This is a genomic window from Falsiroseomonas oryziterrae, assembly GCF_021864505.1.
GTDB lineage: Bacteria > Pseudomonadota > Alphaproteobacteria > Acetobacterales > Acetobacteraceae > Falsiroseomonas > Falsiroseomonas oryziterrae.
Window position 1 is genome coordinate 34,733 of the sequence record NZ_JAKJIB010000007.1, and the last position, 8,062, is coordinate 42,794.

7 protein-coding genes are annotated in these 8,062 nt (G+C 71.9%); 6 read left to right on the plus strand and 1 reads right to left on the minus strand.

What is annotated here, in order from left to right; translation table 11 throughout:
• The first annotated feature begins 8 nt into the window (after window positions 1-8).
• From L2I40_RS01735 to L2I40_RS01760, 6 genes are all read left to right on the plus strand, one after another.
• Window positions 9-1,610: an ABC transporter substrate-binding protein gene (locus L2I40_RS01735; RefSeq protein WP_237213131.1), complete on the plus strand. Its 1,602-nt coding sequence runs from the start codon at window positions 9-11 to the stop codon at window positions 1,608-1,610.
• Between the two features lie 13 nt (window positions 1,611-1,623).
• Window positions 1,624-3,054, plus strand: coding sequence for an amidohydrolase family protein (locus L2I40_RS01740; RefSeq protein WP_237213132.1), 1,431 nt, complete (start codon window positions 1,624-1,626; stop codon window positions 3,052-3,054).
• On the plus strand, window positions 3,051-4,046 hold the full coding sequence (locus L2I40_RS01745; RefSeq protein WP_237213133.1) for an ABC transporter ATP-binding protein: 996 nt from the start codon (window positions 3,051-3,053) through the stop codon (window positions 4,044-4,046). The genes L2I40_RS01740 and L2I40_RS01745 overlap by 4 nt, the downstream gene beginning before the upstream one ends.
• Window positions 4,043-5,101: an ABC transporter ATP-binding protein gene (locus L2I40_RS01750; protein WP_237213134.1), complete on the plus strand. Its 1,059-nt coding sequence runs from the start codon at window positions 4,043-4,045 to the stop codon at window positions 5,099-5,101. Before L2I40_RS01745 ends, L2I40_RS01750 begins: the two co-directional genes overlap by 4 nt.
• A 13-nt stretch (window positions 5,102-5,114) precedes the next feature.
• Window positions 5,115-5,882 carry a YbaY family lipoprotein gene (locus L2I40_RS01755; protein ID WP_237213135.1) on the plus strand — a complete coding sequence of 256 codons (768 nt, stop codon included), beginning with the start codon at window positions 5,115-5,117 and terminating at the stop codon, window positions 5,880-5,882.
• Between the two features lie 65 nt (window positions 5,883-5,947).
• Complete coding sequence (locus L2I40_RS01760; RefSeq protein WP_237213136.1) at window positions 5,948-7,117, plus strand: iron-containing alcohol dehydrogenase; 1,170 nt, start codon at window positions 5,948-5,950, stop codon at window positions 7,115-7,117.
• Here L2I40_RS01760 and L2I40_RS01765 read toward each other — a convergent pair.
• Window positions 7,105-8,001: an EAL domain-containing protein gene (locus L2I40_RS01765; protein ID WP_237213137.1), complete on the minus strand. Its 897-nt coding sequence runs from the start codon at window positions 7,999-8,001 to the stop codon at window positions 7,105-7,107. The genes L2I40_RS01760 and L2I40_RS01765 overlap by 13 nt on opposite strands.
• Window positions 8,002-8,062 lie beyond the last annotated feature (61 nt).

Below are 8,062 nucleotides of genomic sequence, written 5' to 3' on the forward strand. Positions count from 1 at the left end.
GAAACCTCATGAACTGGACCTTCCTCCGCCGTTCGCTGCTCGGCGCCGCCGCGCTGGCCGGCCTCGCCGTCACCGCAGCCGAGGCGCAGACGCCGCGCAACACCGTCGTCTTCCTGCGCGAGATCGATGCCGACCGCTACGACCCGCACCGCTCCACCGCGCGCGCGACGGGCGAGGTCATCACCATGATGTCCGACACGCTGGTCACCATGGATTTCGACGGCCGCACCATCCGCCCGGGCCTCGCCGAGCGGTGGGAGGTCTCGCCCGATGGCCGCCTCTACACCTTCCACCTCCGCCGCGACGTGACCTTCTGCGACGGCCGCCCGATGACGGCGGAGGACGTCGTCTTCTCGATCCGCCGCTGGATCGACCCCGCGACGCGCAGCCCCGTCGCCTGGCGTGCCGGCAGTGTGAAGGAGATCCGCGCCCGCGACTCCCACACCGTCGAATACGAGCTGAACGCCCCCTTCTCCGAACTGCTGTCCCAGCTCACGCTGTTCTTCGCCAGCGTCATCGACCGCAACACGGTGGAGCGCCTCGGCGAGAATTTCGGTGCGCAGGGCTTCAACGGCACCGGCCCCTTCTGCTGGGTCAGCTGGACGCCGCGCAGCGAGCTCGTCCTGCAGCGCCACCCCAACTACCGCTGGGGGCCGCCCATCTTCGAGAATCGCGGCCCGGCCCATGTCGAGCGCATCGTCTGGCGCGTGATCCCGGAGCCGACGGCGCGGCTCGCCGCGATGCAGACCGGCCAGGGCGACGTCACGCAGTACATCCCGCCCGTGGCACTTGAGAGCCTGCGCCGCATCCCCACCGTGACGCTCTCGACCCAGCCCAACTACTTCTGGGACTTCTTCATGGGCTTCAAGGTGGACAAGCCGGTCGTCAGCGACCGTGCCGTCCGCCGCGCCATCCACCAGGCCGTGGATCGGGAGGCGCTGGTGCGTGCCGTCTGGTTCGGCTCCGCCGTGCCTGCGCGGAACATCGTCAATTCGAACACGCTCGACTACGACGCGGAGAGCGAGCGGCTGGTCCCGGCCTTCGACCCGGCCGCCGCGCAACGCACGCTGGATGAGGCCGGCTGGCGCATGGGCCCCGACGGCGTCCGCGTGAAGGACGGCCAGCGCGCCAGCTTCCTCGTCTACGGCCTGACGACGCTCGAGAACCAGCGCCAGGCGGAGATCATCCAGCAGATGCTGCGCCGCGTCGGCATCGAGATGCGGGTCCAGCTCTTCGACGCGACGGTCGGCTGGGGGCGGCTCGCGACGCAGGAATTCGACGCCTTCTTCCTCAGCTATCCCTACTTCTCGGCGGGCGACGCGCTGAACCTCTATTGGCATTCCCGGGCGCGCCCGACGCCGAACCGCATGAACTGGAACAACCCGCAGACGGACGCCTGGCTGGAGGAAGCACGCAGTGCGACCGATCCGCAGGTGCGCGCCCGTGCGCTCGCCAACGTGCAGCGCCAGCTGGCCGAGGAAGCGCCGTGGCTGACCATCGCGCGGGAGCAGCTTTTCGTCGCGAGCTCCAACCGCGTGAGCGGCGTGCGCGCGCACGGCCTCTACGGCATCGGGGTCTACAAGGGCCTCGACATCCGCGTGGTCCGATAGGAAGGGCAGGGGCATGACCACCGTCATCCGCAACGCCGAGCTCGTCGTCGCCTGGGATTCCGGCTCGCAGCAGCATGTCTACCTGCCGGACGCCGATGTCGCGTTCGAGGGCGGCGCGCTCACCTTCGTCGGCCGCGGCTACAAGGGCCCGGCCGAGGAGGAGATCACCGGGCGGGGGCTGATGGTCATGCCCGGCCTGGTCAATATCCACTCGCACCCGTCGAGCGAGCCGATGAACAAGGGGCTGATCGACGAGATCGGCAGCCCCGGCCTCTACAACTCCTCGCTCTACGAGTTCATGCCGATCTTCCGCGCGGACGCTGAGGCGGTTCCCCACTGCGTCCGCGTCGCGCTTTCGGAGCTCCTGCTGTCGGGCGTCACCACGGTCGCCGACCTGTCGATGGCGCATCCCGGCTGGCTCGACCTTCTCGCGGAATCGGGCCTGCGCGTCTGCGTGGCCCCGATGTTCCGCTCCGCCCGCTGGTACACGAAGAACGGCCATGTCGTGCAGTACGAGTGGGACGAGGCGGCCGGCGAGAAGGCGATGGCCGAGGCGCTGTCGCTGATCGAGCGCGCCGAGCAGCACGAATGCGGCCGCCTCTTCGGCATGGTCGTGCCGGCGCAGATCGACACCTGCACCGACACGCTGCTGAAGGAGAGTTTCCAGGAAGCCGGCAAGCGCGGCCTGTCCTGGCAGATCCATGCGGCCCAGTCGGTCGTCGAGTTCCACGAGATCACCCGCCGCCACGGCCAGACTCCGATCGGCTGGCTCGATAGCATGGGCCTGCTGTCCGACCGCTCGATCATCGGGCACGGCATCTTCCTCGACGACCATCCTTCGACGAAGTGGTGGACGGACACCGACCTCAAGCGCCTGGCGGAGACCGGCACGACGGTCGCGCATTGCCCGACGGTCTTCGCGCGCCGTGGCATCACGCTGAAGCATTTCGGCCGCTACAAGCGCTCGGGCGTGAACATGGGCCTCGGTACCGACACCTACCCGCACAACATGCTCGACGAGATGCGCCTGGTCGCCTACTTGGCGCGCACCCAGGCCAACGACCCGCGCAGCATGACGACGACGGAACTGTTCGATGCGGCGACGATCGGCGGCGCCAAGGCGCTGGGGCGCGAGGATATCGGCCGCCTCGCCGCCGGCTGCCGCGCCGATTTCCTGCTGGTGGACGTGACGCATCCCATGATGCGCCCCGCGCGCGATCCCGTGCGCAGCCTTGTCTACGCGGCCGGCGACCGCGCGGTGAAGGACGTCTTCGTGGATGGCCGCAAAGTCGTGTCCGACGGCGAGGTCGTGACGATGGACTACCGCGCCGCCGCCACGGCGCTGCACGAGGCGCAGAAACGCGTCATCGCCAAGGCGCCGGCGCAGGACTGGGCGCACCGCCCGGTCGAGGTCTCCTCGCCCCCGACCTTCCGGTGGCAGTGAGCCAGCCTCTCCTGCAGATCGAGGGGCTGCGGACCGTCTTCCGCAGCTCGGTCGGCGAGATCGCCGCGGTGGACGGCGTGGACCTCGCCGTCCCGCGTGGCCGCACCCTCGGGATCGTGGGAGAAAGTGGCTGCGGCAAGTCGATGCTCAGCCTGTCGGTGATGCGCCTCGTGCCGCCGCCCGGGCGCATCGCCGCGGGCCGCGTGATGCTGGAGGGGCGCAACCTGCTCGAGCTGTCGCCGGCCGGGATGCGGGAGGTGCGCGGCAGCCGCGTCGCGATGATCTTCCAGGAGCCGATGACCTCGCTGAACCCGGTGCACAGCATCGGGCGCCAGATCACCGAGGCCATGCGCGCGCATGACAAGACCGCCTCCGCGGCCGAGCTGCGCGACCGTGCGATCGAGGCGCTGAAGCGCGTCCGCATCCCCGCGCCGGAGCGCCGCTTCGACGACTACCCACACCAGCTCTCGGGCGGCATGCGCCAGCGCGTGATGATCGCCATGGCGCTCGCCTGCCGTCCCGCGCTGCTGATCGCCGACGAGCCGACCACCGCGCTCGACGTGACCGTCCAGGCGCAGATCCTCGACCTGCTGCGCGAGCTGCAGGCCGAGACGGGGATGTCCATCATCCTCATCACCCACGACCTCGGCGTGGTGGCCGAGATGGCCGACGAGGTGGCGGTGATGTACGCCGGCCGCGTGATCGAGCGCGCCGCCGCGACGGATATCTTCGCGAGCCCCCAGCATCCCTACACGCTCGGCCTGCTGGGCTCGATCCCGCGCCTCGACGAGGATCGCGAGCGGCTGCTGGCCATCGAGGGCGCGGTGCCGCCGCCCTTCGCCCTGCCCAAGGGCTGCCGCTTCCACCCGCGCTGCCCCTTCGCGATCGAGGCCTGCAAAGCGGCCCAGCCCGCGCTCGAGCAGATCGCGCCAGACCACCTCGCCGCCTGCATCCGCGCGCCGGTCGAGCAGGCGGTCGAGCTCGTCGCATGACCCCGCTGCTGCAGGTCGAGGGGCTGGAGAAGCACTACCCCACCAAGTCCGGACTGCTTGGCCGCTCGGGCGGCGTGGTGCGTGCGGTGGACGGCGTATCCTTCTCGATCGCGCGCGGCGAGACGCTGGCCCTCGTCGGTGAATCCGGCTGCGGCAAGTCCACCACTGCGCGGCTGGTGCTGCGCCTGATCGAGCCCACCGCCGGCACGGTCCGCTTCGACGGCATCGAGGTCTCCGGCAAGGCAGAACTGCGCGCGCTGCGCCGTCGCGTGCAGGTGGTCTTCCAGGATCCCTACGCCTCGCTCAACCCGCGGCTGCGCGTCGGCGAGGCGATCGCCGAGCCGATGGAGGTGCACGGCGTCGGCGATGCGTCGTCCCGCGCCGCGCGCGTGCAGGAGCTGCTCGGGCTCGTCGGCCTCGCGCCCTACCACGCGCAGCGCTACCCGCATGAGTTCAGCGGCGGCCAGCGCCAGCGCATCGGCATCGCCCGCGCGCTCGCCGTGCAGCCCGAGCTCGTCGTCTGCGACGAGCCGGTCAGCGCGCTCGACGTCTCGATCCAGGCGCAGGTGGTGAACCTGCTGAAGGACCTGCAGCAGCGCTTTGGCCTGTCCTACCTGTTCATCGCCCATGACCTGGCGGTCGTGCGCCACATGGCCGACCGCGTGGCGGTGATGTATCTCGGCCAGATTGTCGAGACGGCACCGAAGCGCACGCTCTTCGCCGCACCCCGCCACCCGTACACGCGCGCGCTGCTCGCCGCGATCCCGCATCCCGATCCGCGCCGCCGCGGCCGCGTCGCCCATCTCGGCGGCGACGTGCCGAGCCCGGTCAACCCGCCGCCGGGCTGCCGCTTCCACACGCGCTGCCCGCATGCGCAGCCGATATGCCGCGAGCAGGCGCCGCCGCTGCGCGAGATCGCCACCGCCCACGCCAGCGCCTGCCATTTCGCGGAGGACCTGCCGGCTTTCGACGCCGCCGCCGCGGAGGGCATCGCGCCCTTGGCCGCACAGCGCCTCGCGCTCTACGCGGCCGCCAAGGCGCGCCGCAGCGCCTGACGGGAGTGCCCGCATGTCCCTCGACCACATCCCGCGCCGCCATGCCGCCCTGCTGCCGCTGCTGCTCGCGCCCGGCCTCGCCGCGGCGCAGTCGGGCATGATCCAGGGCACCGCCACCTATCGCGAGCGCATCGCGCTGCCACCCGGCGCGGTGCTGGAGGTCGAGCTGCTCGACATCTCCCGCCAGGGGGCGCCGGCCGAGCGCATCGCCGCGGCCTCGGTCCCGATCACCAAGCAGGTGCCGATCGCCTTCGCCCTCGCCTACGATCCGGCGCGCATCCAGGACCGCTTCACCTATGCGGTGCGCGGCGAGATCCGCCGCGATGGGCAGGTCCTGTTCCGCACCGACACGATCCATCCCGTGCTGACCCGTGGCGCCGGCGACCGTGTCGAGTTGCGACTGGTCCGCGCGCGCGAGGCCGCGGCCCAATCTGCGCCAGCGCCGCAGGACCTCGTCGGCCCGGCCTGGGTGGCGGAGGACATCGGCGGCCGCGGCGCGGTGGATCGCGCGCGTAGCGAGATCACCTTCACGCCCGACGGCCGCGTCCAGGGCAGCGGCGGCTGCAACCGCTTCGCCGGCAGCTACACGCGCGAGGGGGCGACGCTGCGCATCGGCCAGGTCGCCGCGACGATGATGGCCTGCGCGCCCGCCCTCTCTGACCAGGAGAGGCGCTTCTTCGCCGCGCTGGAGGCGGTGCGCGGCTGGCGCGTGGAGAACGGGCTGCTCCATCTCACCGACGCGTCCGGCGCGACCGTGATCCGCGCGGCCGCGCAACGCTAAGGCGCCGTCTGGCCGTGGTCGCGGGCCTCGCCTAACCTCCGGCGCGAGGCAAGGGAGGACACGGCATGATCGCGCAGCTCGTGGCGCCGCGGCTGATGCTGATGGGTGGCGGCTCGGTCGGGAAGCTCGCCGAGGTGCTGGCGCAGCTCGGCCTGTCGCGGCCGCTCGTCGTCACCGATCCCTTCATGGTCTCCTCCGGCCTCGTCGAGCGCGCGCTCGCGCCGCTGCGCGCGGCCGGCCTCGCACCCGCGGTGTTCAGTGACACCGTGCCGGACCCGACCGACACGGTGATCGAGGCCGGCGTCGCCGCGATGCGCCAGGGCAGCTACGACTGCCTGATCGGCTTCGGCGGCGGCAGCCCGATGGACACCGCCAAGGCCATGACGATCCTCGCCGCCGCACCGGCCGGCACACATATCCGCGCCTTCAAGGTCCCCGCCGCCGCCAATACCGCCGCGCTGCCCGTGATCTGCGTGCCGACCACCGCCGGCACCGGCAGCGAGGCGACGCGATTCACCGTGATCACCGACACGGAGCGCGACGAGAAGATGCTAATCGCGGGCCTCGGCGCGCTGCCGCTCGCGGCCGTGGTGGATCACGAACTCACCTTCGGCCTGCCGAAGCGCATCACGGCGGATACCGGCATCGACAGCCTGACCCATGCGCTGGAGGCTTTCGTCTCGAAGCGCGCCAACCCGGTCTCCGACGACTATGCGCGCAGTGCGATGCGCCTGATCGCGCCCAACCTGCGGCGCGTCTGGGCCGATCCGCAGGACGCCGCAGCGCGCGAGGCGATGATGCGCGGCGCGACGCTCGCGGGCCTCGCCTTCTCCAACAGCTCCGTCGCGCTGGTGCACGGCATGTCGCGCCCGATCGGCGCGCATTTCCACGTCCCCCACGGCATGTCCAACGCGATGCTGCTGCCCGCCGTCACCGCCTTCGGGCTCGAGGCCGGGCGCGCGCGCTATGCGGAGGCCGCGCGCGTCATGGGCATCGCGCGCGAGGAGGAGGGCGACCAGTCCGCCTGCGCGAAGCTCGTCGAGGAGTTGCGCGCGCTGAACCGCGACCTCGAGGTGCCCACTCCGGCACGATACGGCATCGCGCGCGACGCCTGGGACGGGCTCGTCGCGACGATGGCAAGCCAGGCGCTTGCCTCCGGCAGTCCGGGCAACAACCCGCGCGTTCCGAGCGCCGAGGAGATCGTGGCGCTGTATGCGGAGGTCTATGCCGGCTGATCGCCGGACGCCGCGGTCCCTGCGGCCTGATCCGCGGCCGGAAGGCTCGACCAGGCCGCGACCCAGGCCGGCAGCGCCTCGGGCTGCATCGGCCGCCCGACGCCGAAGCCTTGCGCCAGGTCGCAGCCCAGCGCCGCGACGCAGCGCCAGAGCGATGGGCTGCTGATGCCCTCGGCCACGATGGCGAGGCCGTTGCGCTCCGCGTGCCGCGCCAGCCGCTCGACCAGCGCCCGCGCGCGGCGCTCGCGCGGCAGCGCCGCGATCACGCTGCGGTCGAGCTTGATCCCGACGAAAGGCAGGTCGAGGAGGGGCTGGCGCGCATCATCGAGGCTGAAATCGTCGAGCAGCACGCCGAACCCGTCCTGTCCGAGGCGCAGCAGGGCGCGCCGCAGCGCACCGGCGTCGCGCACATGGGTGCTCTCGGTCAGTTCGAGCAGGAGGCGCGAGGGCGCCAGCTTCGCCTCGTCCAGGATCGCGCGCAGCCGGGGCCCGAGGTCCGGGCTGAGCAGCACGTCGAGCGGCACGTTGAAGGACAGGTGCAGCGGATGCGGGCCGCGCGCGGCCGCGAAGGCGGCGATGGCCCGCCGCGCGACCTCGAGCGTCAGCGCGCCGGCGAGCCCCGCCCGTTCGGCCATCGGCACGAAGGCGCCCGCACCGAGCGCCAGTTCCGGCCGCTCCCACCGCGCCAATGCCTCCACCGCAACGGGACGCCGGTCGGCAAGGCGCACCATGGGCTGGAAGCGCACCGTGATCTCGCCGCGCGCCAGGCCGGCCGCGAGATCGGCGGGATCGCTGCTCGGCAGTTGCACCGCGGGCGCGGGCAGGGCGGGGTGGAAGCCCACCGCCCGCGCGCCGTTGAGACAGGCCTGGATGCGACGTGCCACGCGCGGAGCGGTCCCTTCTTCGGTCGGCGGAGTATGCGCCAAGCCGCGCCGCGCGCCAGGG